Source organism: Streptosporangium sp. 'caverna', from assembly GCF_003203775.1.
Taxonomy (GTDB): Bacteria; Actinomycetota; Actinomycetes; order Streptosporangiales; family Streptosporangiaceae; genus Streptosporangium; species Streptosporangium subroseum.
In genome coordinates, this window is sequence record NZ_CP029711.1 from 6,087,017 (window position 1) to 6,111,353 (window position 24,337).

Annotated in this window: 20 protein-coding genes; 8 read left to right on the forward strand and 12 right to left on the reverse strand. The window is 68.4% G+C overall.

The window, feature by feature from the left end; genetic code table 11:
* Positions 1–43: 43 nt before the first annotated feature.
* Positions 44–433, forward strand: a complete 390-nt coding sequence (locus DKM19_RS26725; protein ID WP_239513606.1) for an SDR family oxidoreductase — start codon at positions 44–46, stop codon at positions 431–433.
* A 26-nt stretch (positions 434–459) separates the two neighbouring features.
* Positions 460–612, forward strand: coding sequence for a hypothetical protein (locus DKM19_RS51995; protein WP_239513607.1), 153 nt, complete (start codon positions 460–462; stop codon positions 610–612).
* A 21-nt stretch (positions 613–633) separates the two neighbouring features.
* On the opposite strand, the gene DKM19_RS49795 is transcribed toward DKM19_RS51995, so the two are convergent.
* Complete coding sequence (locus DKM19_RS49795; protein ID WP_162641788.1) at positions 634–891, reverse strand: hypothetical protein; 258 nt, start codon at positions 889–891, stop codon at positions 634–636.
* Between the two features lie 348 nt (positions 892–1,239).
* On the opposite strand from DKM19_RS49795, the gene DKM19_RS26735 reads away from it, so the two are divergent.
* Positions 1,240–1,929 (forward strand): phosphotransferase, encoded by a 690-nt coding sequence (locus DKM19_RS26735; RefSeq protein ID WP_204358246.1) that lies wholly within the window; start codon positions 1,240–1,242, stop codon positions 1,927–1,929.
* A 98-nt stretch (positions 1,930–2,027) separates the two neighbouring features.
* Here the strand turns inward: DKM19_RS26735 and DKM19_RS26740 are convergent, their stop codons facing one another.
* The 3 genes from DKM19_RS26740 to DKM19_RS26750 all read right to left on the reverse strand — a co-directional run bounded on the left by DKM19_RS26740 (position 2,028) and on the right by DKM19_RS26750 (position 3,979).
* Positions 2,028–2,423, reverse strand: a complete 396-nt coding sequence (locus tag DKM19_RS26740; protein ID WP_110706000.1) for a GNAT family N-acetyltransferase — start codon at positions 2,421–2,423, stop codon at positions 2,028–2,030.
* A gap of 280 nt (positions 2,424–2,703) precedes the next feature.
* Positions 2,704–3,141: a GNAT family N-acetyltransferase gene (locus DKM19_RS26745; RefSeq protein ID WP_110699204.1), complete on the reverse strand. Its 438-nt coding sequence runs from the start codon at positions 3,139–3,141 to the stop codon at positions 2,704–2,706.
* Between the two features lie 265 nt (positions 3,142–3,406).
* Positions 3,407–3,979 (reverse strand): DUF6461 domain-containing protein, encoded by a 573-nt coding sequence (locus DKM19_RS26750; RefSeq protein WP_110706001.1) that lies wholly within the window; start codon positions 3,977–3,979, stop codon positions 3,407–3,409.
* Between the two features lie 302 nt (positions 3,980–4,281).
* Between DKM19_RS26750 and DKM19_RS26755 the strand changes: the two genes are divergently transcribed.
* Complete coding sequence (locus tag DKM19_RS26755) at positions 4,282–7,116, forward strand: CARDB domain-containing protein (protein WP_110699206.1); 2,835 nt, start codon at positions 4,282–4,284, stop codon at positions 7,114–7,116.
* A 67-nt stretch (positions 7,117–7,183) separates the two neighbouring features.
* Here DKM19_RS26755 and DKM19_RS26760 read toward each other — a convergent pair whose 3' ends face one another.
* On the reverse strand, positions 7,184–7,750 hold the full coding sequence (locus tag DKM19_RS26760; protein WP_239513608.1) for a GNAT family N-acetyltransferase: 567 nt from the start codon (positions 7,748–7,750) through the stop codon (positions 7,184–7,186).
* A gap of 479 nt (positions 7,751–8,229) precedes the next feature.
* Between DKM19_RS26760 and DKM19_RS26765 the strand changes: the two genes are divergently transcribed.
* Positions 8,230–9,711 carry an amino acid permease gene (locus tag DKM19_RS26765; RefSeq protein WP_110699210.1) on the forward strand — a complete coding sequence of 494 codons (1,482 nt, stop codon included), beginning with the start codon at positions 8,230–8,232 and terminating at the stop codon, positions 9,709–9,711.
* Here DKM19_RS26765 and DKM19_RS26770 read toward each other — a convergent pair.
* Positions 9,612–10,439 (reverse strand): FadR/GntR family transcriptional regulator, encoded by an 828-nt coding sequence (locus tag DKM19_RS26770; RefSeq protein WP_110699212.1) that lies wholly within the window; start codon positions 10,437–10,439, stop codon positions 9,612–9,614. The genes DKM19_RS26765 and DKM19_RS26770 overlap by 100 nt on opposite strands.
* Before the next feature lie 111 nt (positions 10,440–10,550).
* Between DKM19_RS26770 and DKM19_RS26775 the strand changes: the two genes are divergently transcribed.
* Entirely contained in the window at positions 10,551–11,420 is an 870-nt protein-coding gene (locus DKM19_RS26775) for a carbon-nitrogen hydrolase family protein (RefSeq protein ID WP_110699214.1), read from the forward strand.
* 44 nt (positions 11,421–11,464) lie between these two features.
* Positions 11,465–12,808, forward strand: coding sequence for an APC family permease (locus tag DKM19_RS26780; protein WP_239513609.1), 1,344 nt, complete (start codon positions 11,465–11,467; stop codon positions 12,806–12,808).
* A 245-nt stretch (positions 12,809–13,053) separates the two neighbouring features.
* Here DKM19_RS26780 and DKM19_RS26785 read toward each other — a convergent pair whose 3' ends face one another.
* From DKM19_RS26785 to DKM19_RS26795, 3 genes are all read right to left on the reverse strand, one after another.
* Positions 13,054–13,620: a DUF4142 domain-containing protein gene (locus DKM19_RS26785; protein ID WP_110699218.1), complete on the reverse strand. Its 567-nt coding sequence runs from the start codon at positions 13,618–13,620 to the stop codon at positions 13,054–13,056.
* 293 nt (positions 13,621–13,913) lie between these two features.
* The gene (locus tag DKM19_RS26790) at positions 13,914–15,683 is read right to left on the reverse strand and encodes a CBM35 domain-containing protein (protein ID WP_162641789.1); all 1,770 of its coding nucleotides are present in this window, start codon (positions 15,681–15,683) and stop codon (positions 13,914–13,916) included.
* A 303-nt stretch (positions 15,684–15,986) separates the two neighbouring features.
* Entirely contained in the window at positions 15,987–16,739 is a 753-nt protein-coding gene (locus tag DKM19_RS26795) for a helical backbone metal receptor (protein ID WP_110699222.1), read from the reverse strand.
* Between the two features lie 296 nt (positions 16,740–17,035).
* Here DKM19_RS26795 and DKM19_RS26800 point away from each other — a divergent pair, with 296 nt between their 5' ends.
* Complete coding sequence (locus DKM19_RS26800) at positions 17,036–17,956, forward strand: cobalamin-binding protein (protein ID WP_110699224.1); 921 nt, start codon at positions 17,036–17,038, stop codon at positions 17,954–17,956.
* A gap of 243 nt (positions 17,957–18,199) precedes the next feature.
* On the opposite strand, the gene DKM19_RS26805 is transcribed toward DKM19_RS26800, so the two are convergent.
* From DKM19_RS26805 to DKM19_RS26815, 3 genes are read right to left on the reverse strand one after another with little or no spacing between them, the layout of a single operon-like run.
* The gene (locus DKM19_RS26805) at positions 18,200–18,448 is read right to left on the reverse strand and encodes a hypothetical protein (protein ID WP_110699226.1); all 249 of its coding nucleotides are present in this window, start codon (positions 18,446–18,448) and stop codon (positions 18,200–18,202) included.
* Between the two features lie 56 nt (positions 18,449–18,504).
* A complete protein-coding gene (locus DKM19_RS26810) occupies positions 18,505–20,685 on the reverse strand; it encodes a peptidase domain-containing ABC transporter (RefSeq protein ID WP_110699228.1) in 2,181 nt (726 codons plus the stop codon).
* Positions 20,686–20,745: 60 nt separating this feature from the next.
* A complete protein-coding gene (locus DKM19_RS26815; protein WP_162641790.1) occupies positions 20,746–24,114 on the reverse strand; it encodes a type 2 lanthipeptide synthetase LanM family protein in 3,369 nt (1,122 codons plus the stop codon).
* Positions 24,115–24,337 lie beyond the last annotated feature (223 nt).

A 24,337-nucleotide genomic window follows, 5' to 3' on the forward strand; every position in this document is an offset into this window, starting at 1 on the left:
GACCTCCCCCGACTTCATGGCGAACGGCGATCTCAGCAAGGTTATGAATGTCGCGCGAGCGGCCGACGTCCGGCGGGTCGTGTTGCTGTCCTCCCAGGGCGTGGGCACGCAACGCCACCCCTCGGATCTGGAAGACGCCGTCAGGCAGTTGGGCCTGGAATGGACGATGCTGCGGCCGGGCAACTTCAGCTCCAACACGCTCCAATGGGCCGATTCGGTCCGCACCCAACGGGCGGTCGCGGCGCCGTTCGGCGACGTCACGCTGCCGGCCATCGATCCGGCCGACATCGCCGAGGTCGCCGCCGTCGCACTACGCGGGCCGGGCCACGAAGGCAACATCTACACGCTGACCGGACCGGCGCCGATCTCACCCCGGCAGCAGGCCGCGGCGATCGGGGACGCGCTGGGCGAGTCGGTGCGGTTCATTGAGTAGAGCCACGCGGAGGCGCGGGACCAGATATGCCCGAGCCGGTCGTGGAGACCACCCTCGGCGCCCTCGGCGCACCGTCCACCGCCGAGCAGCGCGTCAGCCCTGATGTCGAGCGGCTTCTCAGCCGGCCGCCCCGCACCTTCGCCGAGTGGGCGACGCGCAATATCGCAGCCTTCAAATAACCCGGTCCGGAGAAGAAACCCTCACCGGACGCTCACGACGGCCCCGAGATCGTCGATGCCGACCTCGGGGCCGAGGAACGCGGGAACAAGGTACGGCCCCGTGGAACGGCGGCGCGACACCAGCTGGTCGTAGCCGAACTGGATGGCGTAGTCGGCCTGGCCGGTGTCGCTGACCACGCCGGCCGAGCGCACCTCGCTGTGCGAACTCCTCGAACGCGCCACCGCCGTCCTGGCCCAGCAGACCCCCCAGGCCGAATCCAGGTCCGCCCCATCGCTCAAATGATCGCTCTGTCCGAAGACCGACGAGAATGTCACCACCGTCAGGTGATGACAGACGATCCTTTACAACGATGAGCCGCAGCGCCAGGACGAAAAGGCTCATTGTCCTGGTCCGACGGACACGGATGCTCTGGACTCATCACGATGGAGATCAAAAAGGAGGTGCTTGGACAGACGCCTTGAGGCACGATCGAAGCCGACTTGTCCACGCCTGCTTACGGAGCTCCCATGACCGGTCCAGCCATAGATCCCGATGAGGTGGAAGTCGCGTTGACCGGTGGCGGCCGAACGGCAGTCAGCCGACGGGGCCAGACGGTGCTTCGGGGGACCGGCCCCTGGTCACGTAGCGTGCACGCCCTGCTGAAACACCTGGAGGAGGTCGGCTTTACCGGCGCGCCCCGCGTGGTGGGAGACGGGTTTGATGGTTCCGGCCGGGAGGTGCTGACGTATCTCGAGGGTGAGTTCGTGCATCCGGGGCCCTGGAGTGACGATGGGGTAGCGCGCCTGGGTGTTCTGCTCCGTGAACTCCATGAGGCCGCCGCTTCCTTTCGGCCGCCGCCCACGGCGGTGTGGCGACCCTGGTTCGGGCGAGCGATGGGCGGGGAAAGACGTGTCATCGGACACTGCGACACCGGACCGTGGAACATTGTCGCGCGCTCAGGTCACCCGGTGGGGTTGATCGACTGGGAAGTGGCGGGTCCGGTGGATCCGCTGGTGGAACTGGCGCAGATGTGCTGGCTCAACGCACAACTGCACGACGATGACGTGGCTGAGCGGGCCGGGCTTCCGCCTCTTGGGACACGTGCCGGCCAGCTACGGCTGATCGTCGACGGCTACGAACTGTCCGCGGAGCAACGGTCCGGGTTTTTGGACACGATCATCGAAGTGGCCGTGCAGGATGCCGCCGACCAGGCGATAGAAGCGCGGGTGACACCGGATAGCAAGGATTGCGAGCCGCTGTGGGGTATGGCATGGCGGGTCCGGGGAGCAGCGTGGATGATGCGCAACCGTCGGGCCCTGGAGCGCGCATTGCACTAATACTCATACACATCAGAGAGCCCATTTCATCCTGACGACACAGGTCGCAGGGTTGTCGTGGATTCCGGGCCGGAAAGCGACTGCCGTGTCGTGCCTGATTACAGAGCGATGATGCCGGCGTGCGTCGGCTGAAACTCGCAGGCCCCGAAGTAGAAGTCCTTCATGTCATCGTCGAAGTCGACGTGGAGCCATTCGCACTTGGCTGCGCGGGCCTCTCTGACGGCGATGGCGATGAGTTCGGTCCCGACACCGTGCCGCCGGGCTCTTCCCGTCACGAGGGTGTCGAGGATGAAGGCGTGGACGGCGCCGTCCCATGCCACATTGACGAAGCCGACGAGTTCGCCGTTCTCCGTGGCGCAGACCCATCCGAGGCTGTGCCGGTTGACCTGAGCCCACCAGTCGTCCTGCAGGGGCGCATGGCCGAAACCCTCCGCGTGGAGGGCGTTGATCGCCGTATTGTCGAAGTGGCCTCGCCATTCGTATGCAATCGTCACGGAGCGACCGTAGGAGGAGACCCACACCATCGGCAACGAGTTTTAAGTGATCTCATCCCAACCCGGTAGCGCAGGTCGCGGGTGCGTTGCGGGCCGCCGGACGTGGTGCCGGAATAGAGAAGCCTCTGGTAAAAGAGTTGCCAACTAAGATCAACTATCACGCCAGAGGCTCGTATGCTGTTTTATCATGCTGCGCTGCCATTGCCACCCCGGACCCTGACCTGCCGAGGCAAGCCGCCATCACAAAAGACGGTCCGGGTGTGCTCTCCAGCGCGCCACCTCACGATGGTCGAGCCACGTACGCTGTCTTGGCGTCGGCCGAGAACCCGCAGGCTCTGTAGAAGGCGTGGGTCACAGGCTTGCGCGAGCCCGTCATCAGCATCGTCTTGTAGCAGCCCGCATCCCATGCGGCTTGGAGTGTGCCGGCCATGATCTGCCTACCCAGGCCTGTGCCTCGCCGCGATTCCTCGACGACGACGTTCTCGATGACGGCGTAGGGCGATGCCGATCGGGTGATGTTGGGGATCACGTTGAGGTACGTCGTGGCGACGACAACCCCATCCAGTTCGAGCACGAAGAGATACAGCGCTGGAGAGCCCAGGATCTGCTGGAAAGCCGCTGCATCGGATCCGTCCTTCAGAACCGGATCGTCGGGCTGCAGTTGCCGGTAGAGGCGGATGATCTGATCGAAGTCGCCAGGCCGAGCCTCACGGAACATTCCTGAAGCGTAACCAACACGCTGAGCCTTTCCCATCGCGGGTAGCGGCCGGTCTCGGCCTGGTGCGGCACGAGGATGACCTGCACGATCGCGGTCGCGCGGTGCGGGCAGCGGCGCAGCTTGGCCGGGATCTTCCGGTGCTGCGCGGCTCCCGGTGGGGGCATCTGCTGTCTCACCGGAAGCCTCGTCTCCATCGATCTCCGGGCTACGGACACCCATTGTGACCAGCACGATCAGGATGGAAAAGCCTCACTGTCGGCTGACGTTACGACGTGGCCGGTTCCGGGACGACGCCCCACATCAACGTAGAGCCCTTCAGCAGTTGCTCCGTGGCCCTGATCCCGGTCAGGTGCTCGATGAGCAGGAAAGCCGGCCCTCGGTAGAGCCGGGGACCCGATGGGTAGAGCCTGTCGATCTCCGCCATCGTGTCCACGAGTTCGTCCGGGATCTCCGTCATATATCCGTCATCGCCGCCCCAGGCGAATCGGATCTCGCCGTCCTCACACCAGTAGAAGTAGTCCATGTCCTTGATGCCGAGTGCGGCTTGGGAGACGAGGCGGGTGCCCTCGGAGAGTTCAGTGATCACGTCTTCGCGGGTGCCGAGCCAGTCAGAGTCGAAAACGAACGTCCAATCGCCGATGGCGGTGACGCCGAGAGGCTTCTCAGAGCGTGAGTAGTAATCCGGGTCGTCGGGAAAGGGACCCGGCGTGAAGTCCTCCCATCGACCGCCGAGGCGGGCAACCACCTGTTCGGGCATGGCACGGATGTAGAGGAAGCTGTAGCACTCCTCGGCGTATTCGCCGCAGAGCCAAGAGACATCGAGGGGCTGCATGGTCATGTCGTCATGCTGCCAGCCGCCACCGACAGACACGGAACTCGGTCGTCACGGGCCGATGGGACTGGGCGCGATGCGGCGTGACGCATCCCCGGCCGGCGTGAACCCAGGATTCCAACGATCGGTGAGCTTTTTCATCCTCCCCGTCGGACGGCTCGGGAGCACCAGCGCTGCGATCCCGGCGAGCGCCCTGAGCGGAGTGGCGAGAAATGAGTATAACCCTACTCATGTCGAACTAAGCGGTGACAGTTACGGTGAATTACCAGAATGGGGATGCCATACACCAACATTTAAAAAGGAGAAAGATGGCGCTTTCCACCTCAAATGGATTGCGACGCAAGGGTCGCAATCCACGAATTGCAATATATGCCGCGATAGGGCTGCTGTTCGCTATGTTGCCGGCGTTGAATTCTTCGACGGCTTCCGCTGCCACAAGCGTCACGCTCACGCTTCGCATCAACAATGTGCTGCAGATCGAGAACCCGGACACCGCGGCGGGCGACGGAGACTACTTCCCCGAGGTCCGCATCGGTGACGGCCCACTGGAGCGGCGCGGTGTCGTCGAGGACGACGTCTTCTCCCCCGGCTGGCAGTTCACGCAGACGGTGAACCTACCCGCCGGACAGAGCAGCGTGCCGATCCTCATCCGGTTGTGGGACGAAGACTCCGGTCCCACCGAAGGTGGCGACGACAAGATGGACATCAGCCCTCTGAACGATGACGTCGATCTCGATCTCGTCTATTACGACACCGTCGAAGGCAACTCCTGGTCGGGCGATCTCCTGAACAGCCTCACCGTGGGCCAGGGCGACGGCGACCACGGTTTCCCCGACAACAACGACGGCAGGAAAGCCCGGATCGACTTCAGTATCTCCAACGGCACCAGCGTCGACATCGACGGCGACGGGATTCCCGACGCCGTGGAACAGCAGGACGCCGTCTACGGCCCGGACGGCTTCAAGGTGGCCGATCTCGTCGGCCTGGATCCGTGCCGGAAGTCGGTCGTCGTCCAGATCGACTACATGAGCGATTCCGGCCATTCACACGAACCCGACCCCAACGCGATCGGTGAGGTGAAAGCCGCCTTCGACGCCGCGCCGGTTGACGCGGTGTCGCCCTGCCCCTACCCCGGGGATCACAAGGCGACGGGAATGGACTTCATCCATGTCCGGGGCAAGGCGATCGGCGAGCAGCCGGTGATGAACTTCGAGGATGAGGATCTCGCCGACGACTACCGATCCGCGCGGAACGCCGATTTCAACTTCAGCCTCGCCATCTACGCCCACTACGCGATCTTCGCGCACGATCTCAAGGCCGGAAGCGACAGTTCGGGTCAGTGCTGCGAACCGGAACGCGGCCACAACAAGGACTTCCTCGTCACTCTCGGTTCGTGGACCGGCGGCGTGGGCACGACACGGGACCAGTCCGGCAGCATCATGCACGAGCTCGGGCACGCGCTCGGCCTGGATCACGGCGGAAGCGACGACACCAACTACAAGCCCAACTACCTGAGCGTTATGAACTACTCCTTCGATCCGGACGGCATCCCGACCGGCCCGGGGGGCGCGCCGGACCGCCTCGACTATTCCCGCGCCTCTCTCCCCACGCTGAAGAAGACCGCGCTGCTGGAGCCCAATGGGATCGGCGACGGCACCGACATGACCAGCTGGACGGCTCCCGATAAAAGCCCCCAGTTCGGGCGCGGCAACACAGCGCTCAACTGGAACAACAACGTCGACCCGACGACCATGCTGCCGGTAATCGACCCGAATCCGGTGGACGTCAACATCAACGCCGGAGACGACGCCGCCACCCAGCGGACCGAGCTCACCGGGCACGATGACTGGCGCAGCCTCAAGTTCAGAGCCGCCGCCGCGCAGACCGCCAACGGGGCCGGCGTCAACCACGGCCCCGATATCGGCTTCGACACCGTCCAGAAGCGGCGAACCGCCTTCCGTGACTTCTACGACCCCGACGTCACGGTGACCAAGACCGTCGACAAGGCCGATGCCAAGTCCGGTGACACCCTCGGTTACACCGTACAAGTGAAAAACGCCGGGAAGGGTACGGCGACCGCGGTCGGCCTCGCCGACGCCTTCCCCGACGCCACGACCGCGACGCGGTCGCTGCCCAACCTCAGCCCGTCCGCGACCGCGACCGAGTCGTTCACCTACCTCGTCCCCTGCGCTACCGAGGACGGGACGAAACTCACCAACAAGGCCACCGCGACCGCCGCGAACCTCGACGGCGGCCCCGAGGCGAACACGACGAACAACACCGGAACCGCCGCCACCACGGTGCACGCACCGCGACTGACCCTGACGAAGAAGGCATCCCCGACGGTCAACGCCGGCGAGGCGATCACCTCCACCATCACCTATGCCAACACCGGCAGTGACGGCGCGTCCAACGTCACCATCACCGACACACTGCCGGCCGGCGTCTACTACAGTCCGGCGCTCGACCTGGGCACCGGCCCGAAGCCGAACTCCGTGACGCTCAACGCCGACGGCACCCGGACGCTGGTCTGGAACGTGGGCAACGTGCCGGCCACGTCCGGCGACCGGACGATCGTCTTCACGGCGCGGCCGACGCTGCTGGCGCTGTCGGGCGCGACCTACATCAACAAGGTGTCCGTGAGCTACAAGAGTGCCGGTGGGGCATGCACCTTCGCCCCGGTCACGGCCTCGGCGCAGACCTCGATCACCGCGGTCGCGCCCAGCAGGCTGCCGCTGCTCTCGACGCTGTGGGGACTGCGGACGGACCTGAGGACGGCCGAGGTGCTGTCCCGTGTCCAGGCCACCGACACGCGCTTCGACGGGGCCGACAACTCCGCGGCCAACGGCGCGTTGTCCCAGCAGGAGGCCTCGGCCGTCCTGTTCCTGCCGGTGACGCAGCCGCGCACCGTGCGGGCGGAACTGCTGGCCACCATGTTCAACCTGGCATCCCGCCGGATCAACGCGGGCACCGCCGTCAGCACGCTCACCATCCGCGGCCTGGGCCTGAACACGGTCGGCGACGCCGTCCGCTACGCCCAGGCCACCCTGGCCCAGCCACCGACCCTGTCCAACCTCATCCGCTACACGAACACCACCCTGGTCCTCACCGAGATCAACTCAGGCGTGGCGGAACGCTACTAGTCAGTGCTCCAGACTGTCGGGTCTGTCCGGCGGGCGGCGAGTGGGCGCCCGCCGGACAGACCCATGATCATGGGAGCTTGGACGCGGCCGGGCGGGTGCCGTGATAGGCCACCTGCGGCCGGAGCGGATCACCCGGCGGGATCCGGGGGTGGTCGAACCGGTCAATCTCCGTCAGCCCCAGCCGGCGCATGACGGCCTGGGATGGTTCGTTGAGGACCGCGGTCAGGGACCAGATCTCGGGCAGGCCCATGTTGTCGAAGGCGACGCCGAGTGCGGCCCTGGCCGCCTCGGTGGCGTATCCGTGATGCCAGGCGTGCCTGGCCAGCCGCCAGCCGACCTCCAGGCCGCCGGCGCCGGGCACACCGTCCGGCAGCGTATTGAGGCCGGTGAAGCCGATGAACGTGCCGGTCGCAGCCACTTCCAGTGCCCAGAATCCGAACCCCTGCCGGTCGAAACGCGTCTCGATCGTCTCGATCATCGCGTCGCTGGCCTCACGGTCCAGCGTGTTCGGGAAGAATCGCATGGTCTCGGGGTCGGCGTTCAACTCGGCGAACGGTGCCCGGTCGGACTCCTGCCAGCGTCGCATGATGAGCCGCTCGGTCTCCATCCGATCGAATCGCACACTTGTCGTCATAGCTTGATCATGGACGGTACGCGGCGTATACCGCAGGCCCTGCCCATGATCATGGGAGGTCGGGCCGCCCTCAGGGCGATCTTCGGTCACGGGTCCACTCCGGCCTTCCCGGAAGCCGGCCAGGGCATCGGGCCGGCGGCCGAGCCGGTACAGCGCGGTCAGCCACCTCAGCCCTCAGCGGACGGCCGCTTGAAGGTTCCCCTCCGCTGCCGTTGCACTCGGGGTGAGGTGATGGGTGACAGCCCGCAGTTCCATGGTCAGCCGTATAGTCTGCGCCGATCTGATGACAGAGATCCGATGCAGCCGATGGCCCGCCGGCTCGGAGCGCAGGAAGGCAGGCTCCGCTCCGGGACCCGGTTTCTCCTCGCGCAACGGGGTGAAACCTGACATCACCGCAGGTGAAGCGGGGAAGGATCTCCGTTAGGCCCGATGGCGGATCCGGACAGTCCGCCGCGGCCGTCGTGGTGAGGGGATGCGTCATGGCCATACTCCGGGCGGGATCGGGCGTCCTTCGCCGTAAGCCCATCGAGCACATAGAGGAGCCCGAGGCCGTCGGGGGCGAGCAGCTCACCCGCGTGCTGGGACTGTGGCAGCTCACCGCGATCGGGGTGGGCGGCATCATCGGCGCGGGCATCTTCACGCTCGCGGGGGCCGTCGCCAACGGCATCGCCGGCCCCGCCGTCGTGGTGTCGTTCCTGATCGCCGGGGTGGCGAGCGCGGCGGCGGCGTTCTCCTACGCGGAGTTCGCGGGGCTCATCCCGAAGGCCGGGTCCGCCTACACCTACGGTTACGCGGTCCTCGGCGAGCTGGTGGGCTGGCTCATCGGCTGGGACCTGCTGCTGGAGTACACCGCGATCGTCGCGGTCGTCGCCATCGGCATCTCCGGCTACTTCTCGTTCCTGCTCGACGCTTTGGGCGTCGAGATACCCGCGTGGATGCTGGGGGCTCCGGGGACGGGTGCGGGGCACCGGGTGGACCTGATCGCCGCCCTGCTCTGCCTGCTGATCGCCTATCTGCTGAACCTCGGCATGAGAAACGCGGCCCGGTTCGAGATGGCCGTCGTCGCGCTGAAGGTCGTCGTGGTGCTGGTGGTCATCATCGTCGGATTCTTCTTCGTCAACCCGTCCAACTACACCCCCTTCTTCCCCTACGGCATCGGTGGTGCGTTCACGGGCGCGGCCACGGTCTTCTTCGCCGTCTTCGGCTACGACGCCATGAGCACCGCGGCGGAGGAGTCGAAGGACGCGAGACGCCACATGCCAAAGGCGATCATGTACTCGCTCGCCATCTCGATGGTCCTCTACGTATTGGCCTGCCTGGTGCTGACGGGCATGCAGAAATACACGGAGATCGACAGGGAGAGCGGCTTCTCCACCGCGTTCAGCTCGGTGGGCCTGTACGGCCTGGCGAACGTGATCGCGGTCGGGGCGATCATCGGCATCCTCACCGTCATGTTCACGTTCATGCTCGGAGTGAGCCGCGTGTGGTTCTCGATGAGCCGGGACGGGCTGCTGCCGAAGTGGTTCGCCAAGACGCACCCGACCCGGCACGTGCCGACCCGCGTGACCTGGATCGTCGGCGTCATCTCCGCGATCCTGGCCGGTTTCCTGCCCATCGTGCAGGTCGCGGAGCTGACCAACATCGGCATCCTGCTCGCCTTCGTGGTCGTGTGCGCGGCGGTGATCGTGCTGCACTACAGACGGCCCGACCTGCCCCGGACCTTCCGCTGCCCCGGCATGCCGGTCGTGCCGGCGGTCGGCATCCTGTTCTCGCTCTGGCTGATCACCTTCCTGCAGTGGCAGACCTGGGTACGCTTCGCGGCGTGGTTCGCGATCGGCCTGATCGTGTACTTCGCATACTCCTACCGGCACTCCGAGCTGGCCAGAGCCGAGGCGGCCGCGTCCGGGGGCGGGGACTCCGACGACGGGGCCCCGGCGAGCGGGACGCCGGCGGGCGGCTGAGGGCCGATGAGCCCGACGAACATGGTCTGGTGGAGCGTCTGGACGTGGCGGCGCGTGACGTCGACCGCCTTCAGCGGATCACGGCCGGCCAGGGCCGCGACGAGCTCGGCGTGCTCGCCGTTGGACTCCCGCAGGTAGTCCAGCGGGTACGGCAGGTAGTAGCGGTAGAGCTCCCGCAGGACCGGGCCGTACTGGCCCACCGCCGACGGCAGCCCGGTGGCCGCCGCGATCGCCGTGTGGAAACGCTCGTCGCACGTATGGAACTCGGCCCAGCTCGAAACCTGGTCCATCTGCGCCACGAGGGCCTCCAGCTCCTCCAGCTGCCGCGGCCCCGCGTTCGACGCCGCCAGGTGCGCGATCCCGCACTCCAGCAGCAACCTTTCGTCGATCAGCCGGTGGACCTCGTCCGCGGCCGACCGGTACGCCTCGATCTCGAGGACCCGGCCGGTGACGGGCCGGTGGGCCACCAGGGTGCCGCCGGTCCGGCCGCGTCGCCGTTCCAGGACGCCTTCGTCGCACAGCGACACGAGCGCGCGCCGGGCCGTGATCTCTCCGACGCCGAGGGAACGGGCGATCTCGTCGGTCGGCGGCAGCCGCTCCCCCGGCTTCAGCAGGCCGAGGTCAACGGCCATGGCGATGCGGGCGCGGACGGTGTCCAGCGCGTTGAGCCGGCGGATACCCGCGAGAACGGGGGCTTTCAGCGCGGTCAGGGGGCTACCAGGCGTCATCCCATCACCGTACTCGCCAGAAAACAGTTCATTGTGAACACTATTGATTTAACTGCTCAGAATGAGCTATTTTCACATCTCATAGCTCGGAAGCCAGAAATCAGGTGTCACGTGTCCCGCCCTCTTCCCGTCGCACTCGCCCAGGCGGCGCCCCACCCGATCGACGGGTCGATCTCGGATTTCGCCCGGGAGGTCGAGGCGCTCGTCGCGGATTTTCCCGAGGCCCGTTTTGTCGTCTTCCCCGAGCTGCACCTGCACGGCGCCCGGACGCCGCCCCGCCAGAGGACCGCGGAGCTGGAGGCCTCCGCGGAGCCTCTGAACGGGCCGCGGTCGAAGGTGCTCGCCCAGCTCGCCGGTGATCTGAACATCTGGCTGGTGCCCGGCAGCGTCTGCGAGCGTGGGGAGAACGGCGCGCTGTACAACACGGCCCTGGCCTTCTCCCCCGAAGGCCGGCTCGCGGCCTGGTACCGGAAGATCTTCCCCTGGCGACCGTACGAGCCCTACCGGCCGGGCGACCGTTTCGTGGTCTTCGACGTCCCCGGAGCGGGCCGGGTCGGCTTCGCGATCTGCTACGACGTCTGGTTTCCCGAGGTCGCGCGCCACCTCGCGTGGATGGGCGCGGAGGTCATCGTCAACCCGGTCATGACGACGACCTCCGACCGTGCCCAGGAGCTGGTGCTGGCACGCGCCAACGCGATCGTGAACCAGGTCTACGTCGTCAGCGTCAACACGGCCGCCCCCACCGGCACCGGCCGCAGTCTTGTCGTCGATCCCGAGGGCCGGGTCAGGGTCGAGGCGGGCGAGGCGCCCACCGTGCTCACCGACGTCCTCGACCTGGACGACGTCACGCGGGTGCGCAGGTACGGCACCGCGGGCCTCAACCGCATGTGGGACCAGTTCGGTCCCGCCGACGACCCCCTCGAACTCCCCCTGTACGGCGGGCGCATCGACCCCGCGCGCTGGAAACCAGCGGACAACTGACCCCTTCCGGAGGGAACCTCGCCATGCAAGCCAGCGAACCAACTTTGAGGCGAGCCCTCACGCTCAGATCCGTCGTCCTGTTCGGCCTGGCCTACATGACGCCGCTGATCGTGCTCGGCATCTTCGGCATCGTGGCCGAGACGACGAGCGGCGCGACCGCCGCCGCGTACGCCGTCGCCCTGGTGGCCATGCTGTTCACCGCCCTCAGCTACGGCAAGATGGCGGCGGCGTATCCGATCGCCGGGTCCGCCTACACCTACGTGCGGCGGACCATCGACTCCCGGGTGGGCTTCCTCGTCGGCTGGGCGGTGCTGCTCGACTACTTCTTCCTGCCCATGGTCATCTGGCTGATCGGCGGCGCCTACCTGTCCGCGCAGTTCCCCGGCGTCCCCTCCTGGCTGTGGATCATCGGCTTCATCGTCGTGACGACCGGGCTCAACCTGCTGGGCATCAAGGTGGCGGCCAGGGCCAACTCCCTGCTCATGATCTTCCAGATCCTGGTCCTGGCCTTCTTCGTCCTGCTGTCGATCGGTCACCTGGTCGGCTCGGACGGCGCGGGCGCGCTGGTCGACCCGGCCCCGTTCTTCAACTCGGCCACGACCGTGACCGGCATCTCGGCGGGCGCCGCCATCGCCGCCTACTCCTTCCTCGGCTTCGACGCGGTCACCACCCTCACCGAGGAGACCGTCGAACCCACAAAAACGATCCCGCGGGCCATCCTGCTCATCGCGCTCATCGGGGGCGCCATCTTCGTCCTCGTCGCCTACTTCACCCAGCTCGTGCACCCCGGCAGCACCTTCACCGACTCCTCCTCGGCGGCCTCGGAGATCGCCAAGACGATCGGCGGCAACCTGTTCGGGGCGGTCTTCCTCGCCGGTCTGGTCATCGCCCAGTTCACCTCAGGCCTCGCCGCGCAGGCCAGCACCTCGCGGCTGCTGTTCGCCATGGGACGCGACTCCGTCCTGCCCCGCAGGATCTTCGGCTACATCCACCCCAGGTTCCGCACGCCCGCGTTCAGCATCCTGCTCACCGGCATCGTCGGAATGATCGCCCTGCGCCTGGACGTCGCCACCTCGACGTCGTTCATCAACTTCGGGGCCTTCACCGCCTTCACCTTCGTCAACCTCAGCGTCATCGCCCTCTACCTCCGCGAACGCCGCGCGGGGCGCCGGCCCGGGATCCTGCCGTACGTCCTGGCACCGGCGATCGGCGCGATCGTCGACGTGTGGCTGCTCACCAAGCTCGACGGCAACGCCATCATGCTCGGCCTGATCTGGCTCGTCGTCGGCGTGGTCTACCTCGCCTACCTCACCCGCCTGTTCCGGCTCCCCCCGCCCGAGATGGAGTTCACCGAGGAAGAGCCCGCTCCCCCGGCCCACGTGAGCTGAACCGGCCATCCGACCGGCGCTCCGGGCCACGCGGACCGGAACCGGCCGGGCGAACGGCGCCGCCGGGCGCGGCGCACGAACGCGAGCGACCGGCTTCGCTCCGCCGTCGTCTCACCCGCCGGTGCCGATCGGCCGGTGCTCGGCGCCTCCGGGACCGGTCGACCGGTGGCTCGAATCACCTTCGAGATCGGTCGGCCGGTGCTCGGGTCCCCGCAGGGACCGGCCGGGGTCGTTACCGGGTCTGGCTAGTAGCCGGTACTACTGGCGCTCGGCGAGCTTCCGGGTGTGGTCTCGGCGCCCCGTGCCTGCTCCAGCAGCTTCAGGTGCTCCTGCACGACCGGCTTGGCGTCCGTGGCGACCTGCTTCACCTGGGCGGAGGAGCCGTCCTGCAGCTCGGTGTTCACGGCGGCGAGCGTCTCCCGGTGACCCATGATCTCCGTGGTTATCCACGCGCGGTCGAAGGCCGCTCCGTTCAGTCCCGACACCTTGTCGAGCACGGCGCGCTGCTTGGGGCCTGGCCTGTCGGGCAGCTTCACGTCGAGTGCCTTGGCCACCCTCTGCACGCTCTCGTCGAGCTTCGTGTGATCGGTGACGAACTTGTCGCCCAGGTCACGGACGGTCTGGTCGCTCGCCTTGTTCTGGGCGGTCTTCCCGGCCTCGATCTCGGCCAGGTTCGCCCGGTGCGCCTGGACCAGGAAATGCCTGTCCTGGTCGTTGGGAGCCGGTTGAGCGGCGACGGCGGCGGCGCCGCTGACCGTGCCACCCAGCACGAGGACGACGAGGGCCAGCAGGGCGAGCATTCTCTGAACCATGAGGACCTCCGGCGATCAGCTCATGAGTGGAATCAACTACCCCTCCCCTATGCACGCATATTTGCCGATATAGCGACATGAACTCGTAAATGATGCCCAAAACTCCCTGAAGCGCTTCACCTCCGCGCGGCAAAAGAACAGCGCGAAAAACGAGGATCCCGTACGGCTCCGCGGTCGAGGTCGCGGAGCCGTACGGGATCAGGGGCGGATGGCTCACGGCGCCGGTCGCGCCTCCGGAAGAGGTGATCCACGGCGCCGGATGCCGTCGAGCCGTACGGGATCGGAAGAGGGAGTCAGTTGTTGTCGACGAACTGCTGGGCGAGCTGCTGTCCGAGGGTCACCGCCTGCGAGTGGTTCTCCTCAGTCGCGATCTTGGTGCCCGAGCCGGTGAAGACGATGTAGGTGACACCCGTGTCGATGCCGCCGTTGCTCGGGTCGGGGTTGATGCCCAGGTCGGCGGCCGCCCGGTAGGACGCCTCCCCGATGATCTCGCTCGGCCCCGTGTCACCCACCACGGCGTACTCGATCTGGCCGTTGTAGATCATCGCCACGACCGTGCCGCAGCCGATTCCCTTGGTGGTGTAGTTCCAGATGCCGCTTGAGCTCGGCACCACCACGTACGGCAGCTGCGCGGCGTTGAGCGCGGCGCCGCCGCTCGTCTCGCAGGCGGTCTCCGGCAGGAAGCAGCAGTCGGTGTCCTCGTTGCACTGGGTGGTACGGACGCCGTCACAGTCGATGTCCATGTCCGCCTTCCAGAACACCGCCCCCGTCTTGTTGCACACGGCCACGGTCGCGCTGCCGACATCGGAGTCGGTCTTGTACTTGCCGTTGGAGATCTGACTGCAGGTGGTGACCTTCGCGAGCAGCTGGTCGGCGGTGACCCCGCCGCCCGCACCGCTCGTGGTGCCGGTGACGACGGCGCTGCGCGCGGACTCGTTCCCGGCGGCGTCCACCGCGGAGATCGTGTACGAGTGCGTCGAGGAGGCGGCCAGGCCGCTGACGGTCGCGCTGGCGGTGGCCGGGCCGGCCTTGAGCGCGGTGCCCTCGTAGACGCGGTAGCCGGTGACGGCGACGTTGTCGGTGGAGTCGTTCCAGGCGAGCGAGATGCTGCTCGCCGAGGTCCCCGTCACCCTGGGAGAGGCCGGGACGGTCGGCGCCTGGCCGTCGCTTCCGCTGGAACCGCTGACGGCGAGCCTGTCGACGTTGGGCCCGCCGAGCGCGTCCGTGCCCGTCGCCCGGATCGTGTTGACCCCGGCCTTGAGCGTGACCGCGACGGTGGCGTCGGCCCAGGTGTCCCAGTTGGCCGTGGCGGGGAAGGCCTTGCCCGCGGCCGACACGGTCCCGTTGACGGAGATGTCCATCGGGCGGGGCGCCGGGGTGCCGTTGGCGTACCGGAACGTGAGGGTGTGGGCTCCTGCCGAGGCGACGTTCACCGTCCACTCGATGGAGCCGCCGGGCGCGTTGACGTAGTCGACGAAGCCGCTGCCGGTGAAGCCGGTGTGGTTGGTGGCCACCGTCGCCTGCGAGAGGGTCGCCGCCTCGGCCTGGTAGTCCGAGGCCGGCGCGTCGGCGGCGACGACGTCGAGATAGTCGAGGTTGGGGTTGCCGTTGTCGGTCGTGGCGGAGATCCGGATCCTGTTGGACCCGGCGTTCAGCGAGGCGGTGAGGGTCGAGGTGGCCCAGGTGTCCCAGTTGCCGGTGCCGTTGAAGGCCCGGCCGGCCGAGACGACCGTGCCGTTGACCGAGACGTCGGCGGACCGGTTGACGGCGACGCCGTTCGCGTAGCGGAGGACCAGGGTCGCGCTGCCCGCCGACGGGACGTTCACCGCCCACTCGGTGTAGCTACCGGCGAGGTTGTCTCCGTTGACGAAACCGGTCCCCGAGAACCCCGTGTGGTTGGCCTCCACGAGTCCCTGGGAGACGGTCGCGCTCTCCGCCTCGTAGCGGTTCGTGGCGGCTTTCGCCGACGCGGCCGTGAACACCGGCGAGACGAGCGCCAGGAGAACGGAAAGTATCAGGACGGCACGGGGCGGGCGCCGGAGCGCCGATGTGGCTGGATACACGACTTGCCTTTCTGCCGAGCCGTACGCTCCGCTGCCCCCGAGCTGGGCGAGCCGGCCAAGCATCTTCGCTGATGGCGAGGGCCGATAGTCCGGCCAGATAGTTAGGAAAGCTTCCTAATGAAAAGAGATCTGACCACTCCGGCGTCATGGGAGTCAAGGGGTAATCAAAGACCTGAATCCGCTTCTGTCACGCAGGCGTCACTGACCTGCGGAGCAAGACCCGCGACGCTCGAAAAAAAGCTCTCCGGAGCCGCGGACGGCCTTCGCGACCCTCGATTCCCCCGGAATCCTCAGGCCGCCGTCTCATCCCAGGGCGGTCCCGAGCACGCTGGGCGCCTCGACCAGGGACGGGCCGTACCAGGTCAGATGCCGGCCGCTGACCAGCGCGGCCGGTATCGCGGGAAAGAATCCGGGGCCGTCCTCCGCGGTGAAACGGTAGGGCTCGTCGGGAAGGACGACGAGGTCGGCTCCCGCCGCCAGCAGGTCGGGCAGGGCGATCTTCGGATAGCGCTCGGCGTGGCCGGCGTAGAGGTTGCGGACGCCGAGCCTGAGCAGGAGGTCGCCCGCGAAGGTGTCGCGCCCGAGGACCATCCACGGTTTACGCCAGATGGGGATCACTGCCCGCCGTACGCCGGTGGTCCGCGGAGTCGGCCATGCCCGTTCCGCGGCGGCGAGCCAGTCCGGCTCGGGCAGGCCGCAGGCCATCGTCAGCATCCGGCGCAGGGAGGCGAAGGCGTCCTCCAGCGTACGGATCCTCGTCACCCAGACCGGCACCCCCATCGACCGGAGCGCCTCCAGGTCGGCGAGGCGGTTCTCCTCCTCGTTGGCCAGCACCAGGTCCGGCCGGAGGGCGACGATCGCGGGCACATCCGGGTTCTTGGTGCCGCCGATCCGCCGTACGCGCAACTCCGCGGGGTGGGTGCACCAGTCGGTCGCGCCGATCAGCAGCTCCGGGGCGGTCTCGGCGAGCGACTCAGTGAGCGACGGGACGAGCGACACCACGCGGCGCGCGGCACCGTGCGGCGTGAACGGAGTGCCGAGGTCGTCGAGCAGCATCGAGATCCTCCGTTCACGGAGCGGAACCGGCCTGGAAACGGCTCTGGGCTTGTCAGGGTACGACGCTTGTCAGGGTACGACTCAAACGATGCCGCGCCGTGTGCGAACGGCCGGTGAAGGCACCCCACCTCGCCCCCTTGGGTCGGAGCGCTGGGTCGGAGCCGGGAGCGCCCCTCTTGAAACGTCATCGTCACCGGAGTCGGCCCGCGAATCCGACCAGGCGGCGCGAGCGTCTGTCCGCAGGCGTCAGGGACCCGGGTCCGGGCTGCGAACGCGGCCCGGACTAGGGTCGTGGTATGCGCATCGTGTCGTTGCTGCCCGCGGCCACCGACCTCGTCGTGGAGCTCGGTCTGGCCGCCGACCTGGTGGGACGTACGCACGAATGCGACTGGCCCCCGGAGGTGGTCGCGTCCGTCCCGGTGGTGACGGCGGCCGTTCTCGCCGCGGACCGGATGAGCAGCCGGGAGATATCCGACGCCGTGGGAGGGGCATCCCACCGGGGCTCGTCGCTGTACACCCTCGACGTCGAACGGCTGGCCGAGCTTGCTCCGGACGTGGTGCTGACCCAGGATCTGTGCGACGTGTGCGCCGTCTCCTACACCGAGGTGTCGCGGGCGGTGCGTGTTCTCGACGCCGGACCCCGGGTGATCAGCCTGGAGCCGCACACCCTGACCGACGTACTGGAATGTCTCGAAAGCGTGGGAGAGGCGCTGGGCGTGCCGGAGGTGGCGACCCGGCGGGCCGATGAGCTGCGTGGCCGGCTCGCGGCCGTGCACGGCACGGTCACGGGCCTGCCGCGTCCGCGGGTGGCGGCGATCGAGTGGCTGGATCCGCTCTGGCCCGCCGGTCACTGGGTTCCCGAGCAGATCCGTCATGCCGGAGGCGAGCCGCTCCTGGCCGAGGCCGGAGAGCACACCAGGCCCATGGAGTGGCAGGCCCTGCGTGCGGCTCAGCCGGATGTGATCCTGCTGATGCCGTGCGGCTTCACCCCGGAGCGCACCGAGTCCGAGTGGCGGCTGCTGACCGGCCTGCCCGGATGGGCGGACCTGCCCGCGGTGCGCGGCGGGCAGGTGTGGGTGCTCGACGGACCGGCGTATTTCAACCGGCCCGGCCCGCGGGTGGTACGGGGGGTCGAGGTCCTCGCCCACGTCCTGCACGGAATCGCCGCCGACGTCCCCGTCACCCGCGCCGAGGCGCGGCGCGTACGCCTGGCCTGAGCACGTCCTGTGACCGTCGGCACGAGAAAGGGTGCGGCCTTGGGACACGTTCCGGGATGACGAAGCGCCCCCTCGGGTGATGTGGGTGGCGGCCCGGCCGCCACCCACACGTTCTACCTGATCGTTATCTTCTCGCCGGGCTCCCGGGCCTGACCAGGTGTCACGCGCGGGTCGGCGTGACGTGGTCGGACGAGGCGTGACCCGTCAGGCAAGTTCGGTACGGCGTCCGCCGGGGACGACGGATCAGACCCAGATGGGCGGAAGGTTGGGCTTGCACCCCGCGACCGTGCAGATGCCGGCCGTTTCGGCACACCACGGCCAGCAGCTCGCCAACCCGGTGGCGATGGTCACCGTGCACACCGGGGTGCTGTCGGCGCCTTCCGCGCCCATCAGCGTGAAGCTGATGTCGCCGGAAGGGTGTTCCACGCCGTCCTCGCGGAAGTCGGGGTCCTTCCAGGACCGGACCAGGTCTCGGGCTTCTTCCATCGACATGGGGTTCCTTTCTACGGTGGGTGGTGCTTTCAGGTCGCGCGACGGGCGCCGCGCAGCTAGGGGAGAGCCGGGTGCGCGACTCCGGCGTTCTCGAAGGTGGTCGCATCGGCGAAAAGCTCGTGGTAGGCGCCGGGCCGGTTCACCAGTTCCTCGTGTTTCCCGCGCTCGGCCACCCGGCCTTCCCGCATGACCACGATCTCGTCGGCGTTCCGGATGGCGCTGAGCCGGTGCGAGATGACGATCCTGGTCACCCGCAGCGCCGACAGCGCCGCGTCGACGCGCCGTTCGGTCTCGGGGTCGAGGTGGCTCGTCGCCTCGTCAAGGATGAGCAGCCTGGGCCTGTGGACCAGCGCACGGGCGAGCGCCACGCGCTGGCGCTGCCCCGCCGACAGCGATGCCCCGCCTTCGCCGACGGTGGTCCGATACCCCATGGGCAGGCGCAGGACGTCCTCGTGCAGTCCCGCCATGGTGGCGGCGTCGACGACGTCGGCGTCCGTGGCATCCGGGCTGCCGAGCGTGATGTTGTCGCGGATCGTGCCGTTGAACAGGGACAGCTCCTGAAGCACCGCGCCGCATCCACGGCGCAGCTCGCCGACGTCGAGGTCGTCGACGGCGATGCCGTCGTGGCGGATCGTGCCCGCCTCGGCTCGCAGCAGGCCGAGTACCAGCAGGGCCAGCGTGCTCTTCCCCGAACCGGTACGCCCGACGACGCCGAGCTTGGCCCCGGCGGGCACGGTGAACGACACGCTCCTGACCACGGGCGGTGACTCCGGCGCGTACCGGAAGGTGACGTCGCGCGCCTGTACGGAGACCGGCCTGCCGCCGGGGAGCAGTTGGTCGCCGCTGATCTCGGGAGCCGAGTCGAACACGTCGTAGATGCGCTCGATCTGGCCGCGAAGCATGGAGAGAAGCTGGATGACGCCCACGAACGCCATCAACGGCGAGAGCACCGACATGGCCAGCGTGTTGGCGGCGAGCATGGAGCCCAGGGACATCTGACCGCCCAGCACCAGCCATACACCGCACCACAGCAGGGAGAGGGGAGCGAGCATGGACAGCGCCGTCTGGCCGCCCTCGAACCAGGAGGTGGCCCGGCCTCGGCGCAGCATGGCCACCTGGTAGGCGCCGAACAGCTCGTGCCAGCGCCGCCGCGCCTGCGTCTCCACCCCGTTGGCCTTGACCGGAAGCATCGCCTGGAGTGCCTCGATCAGGTAGCCCTGCTCCTCGGCGCGGGCGGTCAGCTCCCGCTGCGTGAGTACGCTCACCCGGTTGTAAGAGCTGAGCATCAGGCAGATCTGCAGGGCCGCGAGCGTGCCGACGATCAATACGTACCAGGGGCTGATGAAGGTGAGGGCCGTGACGTACACGATGAGCAGCACCCCGTCCAGGCACATCGTCAGCGCGTGCTGGGTGACCGCCTCCCGGCCCGTCGACACGCTGCTGAGCCGCATCAACAGGTCTCCCCGGCTCCGTTGGAGAAAGAAGCCGAGCGGCAGGCGCAACAGGTGGGTGACGAACCGGCCGGTCAGCTGTTCGTCCGCGAGCGCCCGGAGCCTGAGCAGCATCCGGGACCGGAGGATGCTCAGCGCCCCCTGCATGACGGTGATCCCGAGGACCGCGGCGCCCAGCACCCCGAGCAGGTCGTGGCGTCCGTCGGGCACCAGATGGTCGACGACCACCTTGGTGGCCAACGGCAGCGACAGCCCGAACACCTGCAGGGCGGCGGCCAGGAGCAGGATGCCGAGCAGGATGCGGCGCCCGCCGGCCACGCCGATGAACTCGCGCAGGTATCGCATGAGCATTCTCTGCCGCAGCGGGGTGCGGCGCCGGACGAAGTCCTCTCCGGGCCGGGCATCGATCACGACCCCGCCGTACTGCTCGGCGAACTCCTCGCGGGAGAGGGAGCGCCGTCCTTTCGCGGGATCGACGACGCGGACCCGGGTCCGGCCGGCCCGCTCCACCACGACGTAGTGATGCTTCTCCCAATAGGCGATGACGGGGTTCTCCAGCGGCGTCGCGAGCGGGTCCTCGACGCGCTCCACGGTGGCCCGCATCCCGTGCTGTTCGGCCGCCGCGACGAGACTCGCCGGCGAGACGCCGTCGCGGCCGGGATCGAGCAGGTCCCGGCACCCGGAGACCGACGTGTCCCTGCCGTGGTGGCTGAGCACCATGGCGAGGCATGCCGCGCCGCACTCGGTACGGGTCATCTGGAGGCGGACGGGAACACGGTGGCGCACGGCTTCTCCTCGGGAAAAACGCGGGACGACGGCGACGGCGGCACGGCAGGCGGCGCGGGATCAGCCGATCGGCGGTTCGAGGAGGAGCACCGACGGCACCCGGTCCGGGAAGGCGTGGCGCAGCAGGCCGTGCCCGATGCCGGCGAGCCCGCTCATCAGGCCGGGAGTGGGCACTCCGGCAGGTGTGCCGCAACGCGGGCCGGATTCGAGCTGGTCCAGCACCACCCCGAGGCGACGGTCGCGCGCTTCGACCAGGTCGGTACGGCCGGCGGCGATCATCGTGGTGACCAGTTCGAGGTTGCCGAGCTCCCCGTGGCAGAGGCTGTGCCCGCCCAGCGCCGTCGGACTGGCCAGGAACGATGCCAGCGCGAGGTCGAGATCGGCCGTCAGCGCCCGGGCGTCGGCCGCGAGGCCACCGGTGACCCCCCGCCGCAGCAGGTCGGCGCGGGCCAGGCCGATGCCCGGCGCGCCGTGACACCATGCCTGCATGGAAGCGGGCGGCGTGTCGTCGGCGCGCTCTCCGGGAATGTCCCGATAGTCGGGCCAGTTGCGGACGTGCGGGTCGTACAGGTCACGTTCGTAGGCGAAGGCGGCACGCGCGGTCTCGGCGTAGCGCGCACCCGCCGTGGCGCCGTCCGGCGTCGCGGCGAAGCGTGCCAGCGCCCAGCCGATGCCGGCGCCCCCGTGCGAGAAGCCGGTGAGGGGCAGGGAGGACGATATCGCGCCCGGCCAGGCGACACCCCGCCGTTGCGGTCGGGCGGTCTCGACCAGGCGGTCGGCGCACGCGCGTGCCAGCCGTAGGGCGACGGGCAGCCCCGTCGCCTCGTGTACGGCCAGCAACACGCCGAGAGCGCCGGCGGCGCCGCCGATGACGTCGAACATCTCGTCGATCGGGATGGATTCGGTCAGTGAGGTCACCAGCGGTTCGATCGCGTCTCCCAGGGAGGGGTCGCCGAGTTCCCGCGTCAGGTGCGTGAGCGCGTACGCCAGACCGCCGTATCCGGAGAACGGGCCGCACGTCGTCATGGGGGTACCGGCCGGTGCGTTCACGACAGAGTCGACGATCTCCGGCAACGGTGTCAGGGCGCGGCGGGCCAGGTCGGCGTAGCGATCGTCACCGAGGACGGACGCGGCCTGGGCCAGGAACAACGCGACACCGGGAATTCCGCTGTAGAGGTCGAGCCGTAGCGGATTGACCATCCATTGGGATTCCTGAATGAGATCGATGCCGAGCCAGTTCACCCGCGAGCCGTCGGCGTGCGCGATCGCGGCCACCTGGTCCGCGATGCCTCGCACGGCGGCGAGGACACGCTCGTGGTCGAGGGCCGCTGGAGACGGGGAAACGGCCGGCTCCACCGGAAACGGGCCGGCGCCGACGAGGGCGGCCTGGTCGGGGCGGGTCGCCATCGACGCCTCGATGATCCACTCCTGCTGGGCCCGGTCGCGCGCCCCCATCGCCCGGACCTTGTCCATCGCATGCGTCAGGCTGTCGTGGTCCAGCACGCCGGGCATTCTCACGCCCCGGCCGTTCCACAGGTCTCGCGTCGCCGGGCGGGTGGTGAACATCGGGACGTCCCCCGACCACAGCTCCTCGCTCTCGACGGGCACCAGCGGGCGACGGATCGGATCGTCGGCCGCGAACCCCCAGAGGAAGTCGAAGACGCGCTCACGGTCGAGGGCGTCGCGCAGCACATCCGGATGGGTGGACTCCACGAGCAGCGTTCCGTAGAGCCGGGTCGCCCGCATCACCACGCGGATCTCGTCGTTGGCGAAGCGTTCCAGCAGGCCGCCGGGGCCGACCAGCTCGGAACGGTTGGAGACGATGGCCTCGTACCCGTCCCGGAACCCGGAGGTCAGCTCGCTCACGAAGTGCGCGGGGTTGACCACGTGGCCGTCGACGCTCGGGCGGTTCTGGCTGCCGGGGAAGAGGATGTTCTCGCGGGTGAGATGCATCTCGTCGGTCCCGGAGCCGCCCCAGCCGACGACCTTGAACGGCAGCGGCTGCCCCGCGTCGCCCCCCACCCCGCCCATGTCGATGGCGTCACCGTCCTCGCTCCACAGGACGGACGGCAGCAACCCGATACGGGAAACGGACTCCGCCAGCACGGAGACGGCCGGGTCGCCGTTCATCCAGTCCAGCCCCGAAGGGCGCGGAACCCTCGGGTGGAACACCGCCTCGAGATCCACCAGGACCGGCTGGTCCCCGTTCGCGATGAGGTTCTCGTAGTGGAAGTCGGCCCCGTCGAGGGCGTAGAGCAGTGCCAGCAGGGCGCCTTGGCGGCGGTAGAACAAGCGGGCCCCGTCGACGTTCTCACAGGGGCTGTGCTCGACGAACTCCACCCAGCCGTACCGGCCGCGGTCCACGACGACGAGGGACCGCAGGCCGTAGCCCGGAAGGCGCTCGTCCAGCCAGCGGATCACGTCGTTCACGTGCCGGTGCACCGCCAGCGGACGCGGCTTGTACACCAGGCGGGCACCGCCGGCGAACCGCAGCAGCCCCACCGCCCGCCCGCCCTGGTGCAGGTCGCCGATCCCGCCGCCCATGTGCACCTCCACCAGGCGGCCGGGGTCCTCGCCGCCGAGCACCGAGGTGACGATCTCGGCACGGTCTTCGGCCAGCCTGACCAGCAGCTCGTGGTACGCCTCCACCGCCTGGTCGCAGGCCTGGGCGAGCAGCCGCGCCAGGACCACGTACTCGGACATCAAGCCCACCAGTGCGTCCCTGGTGGAGAAATGCTCGACAAAGGACCAGAACCGTTCCCGCGCCGTCTCGCCGCGCAGCCGATCGGTGACGCGCAGCACGTTCAGCTCCAGAACCAGCGTGCGGCCTGCCAGCGTGGTCAGTTGCTGCCCCAGTTGCGTGGCCAGCTGATGGCTCAACTGGTGCACGTCGACCAGATCGTCCAGCCCGTCGGCACGTACGGCGGCGACGACGAAGCGGCCGACGGCGACACGAAGGAACGGAGAGACGATCTTCAGGAAACCGACCTGCCAGGCCGACTCCTCATCCGGCGGAGGAATCTCCTCGGGATGTATCGCGGACTCGGCGGGCATCGCGCGGAGCACCGCCTCGACCGTCTCGGCCCAGGCCGGTCGGTCCGTCGTCGGCGCCGCCCGGTCGGCGAGATCCCCCGGGTCCTCCGCGAGCAGCGCGAGCAGCCTGTCGACGTCCAGTCCGCGCTCGTCCAGCAGCCTGGCGAAGTGGCCGTCCTTCCCCAGCCCGGGAGAGCCCCTCCAGCGCTCCAGCCTGCGGCGTGCCCGCTCCAGGCGCTCGTCCTCCGCCGGTCGCGCGGGCTGCCCGGACAGCCGGAGCCGCTCCGCCAAGGTGAGACCCGCCGCCCACCAGTGTGGCGGCAGCCCTGCCGGCGTGTCCTGAGCCAGCGAACCGGGAGCAGCTGACCGCGCGTCGACAGAACCAGCCTGGGGCATGGCGATTCCTCACTGATTGATCCAGCAGAGCCGAAACCCCGGGCGGCATCACCTCCGGCCCAGGACCGAAATAAGCATGAATCCGCTGGTATCAGACAGCATCCGTTGAACTACGTAGTATCTGTTGAATTACGTAGTCGCTGTCACCGCCAGGCCGGTCGCCGCCACGGCTGTCGGTCCGCGCACCGGCGCCGCGCCCGGCAGCCGAGAATCCGACCTGGGG

Bases quoted from the DNA above. Each gene is read 5' to 3' on its own strand.
- DKM19_RS26785 (WP_110699218.1), bottom strand. From the start codon at position 13,620: ATGGTTCAGAGAATGCTCGCCCTGCTGGCCCTCGTCGTCCTCGTGCTG.
- DKM19_RS26725 (WP_239513606.1), top strand. From the start codon at position 44: ATGAATGTCGCGCGAGCGGCCGACGTCCGGCGGGTCGTGTTGCTGTCC.
- DKM19_RS26795 (WP_110699222.1), bottom strand. From the start codon at position 16,739: ATGCTGCTCGACGACCTCGGCACTCCGTTCACGCCGCACGGTGCCGCG.
- DKM19_RS26805 (WP_110699226.1), bottom strand. From the start codon at position 18,448: ATGTCGATGGAAGAAGCCCGAGACCTGGTCCGGTCCTGGAAGGACCCC.
- DKM19_RS26745 (WP_110699204.1), bottom strand. From the start codon at position 3,141: ATGTTCCGTGAGGCTCGGCCTGGCGACTTCGATCAGATCATCCGCCTC.
- DKM19_RS26815 (WP_162641790.1), bottom strand. From the start codon at position 24,114: ATGCCCCAGGCTGGTTCTGTCGACGCGCGGTCAGCTGCTCCCGGTTCG.
- DKM19_RS26765 (WP_110699210.1), top strand. From the start codon at position 8,230: ATGGCCATACTCCGGGCGGGATCGGGCGTCCTTCGCCGTAAGCCCATC.
- DKM19_RS26760 (WP_239513608.1), bottom strand. From the start codon at position 7,750: ATGACGACAAGTGTGCGATTCGATCGGATGGAGACCGAGCGGCTCATC.
- DKM19_RS51995 (WP_239513607.1), top strand. From the start codon at position 460: ATGCCCGAGCCGGTCGTGGAGACCACCCTCGGCGCCCTCGGCGCACCG.
- DKM19_RS26800 (WP_110699224.1), top strand. From the start codon at position 17,036: ATGCGCATCGTGTCGTTGCTGCCCGCGGCCACCGACCTCGTCGTGGAG.
- DKM19_RS26750 (WP_110706001.1), bottom strand. From the start codon at position 3,979: ATGACCATGCAGCCCCTCGATGTCTCTTGGCTCTGCGGCGAATACGCC.
- DKM19_RS26755 (WP_110699206.1), top strand. From the start codon at position 4,282: ATGGCGCTTTCCACCTCAAATGGATTGCGACGCAAGGGTCGCAATCCA.
- DKM19_RS26770 (WP_110699212.1), bottom strand. From the start codon at position 10,439: ATGACGCCTGGTAGCCCCCTGACCGCGCTGAAAGCCCCCGTTCTCGCG.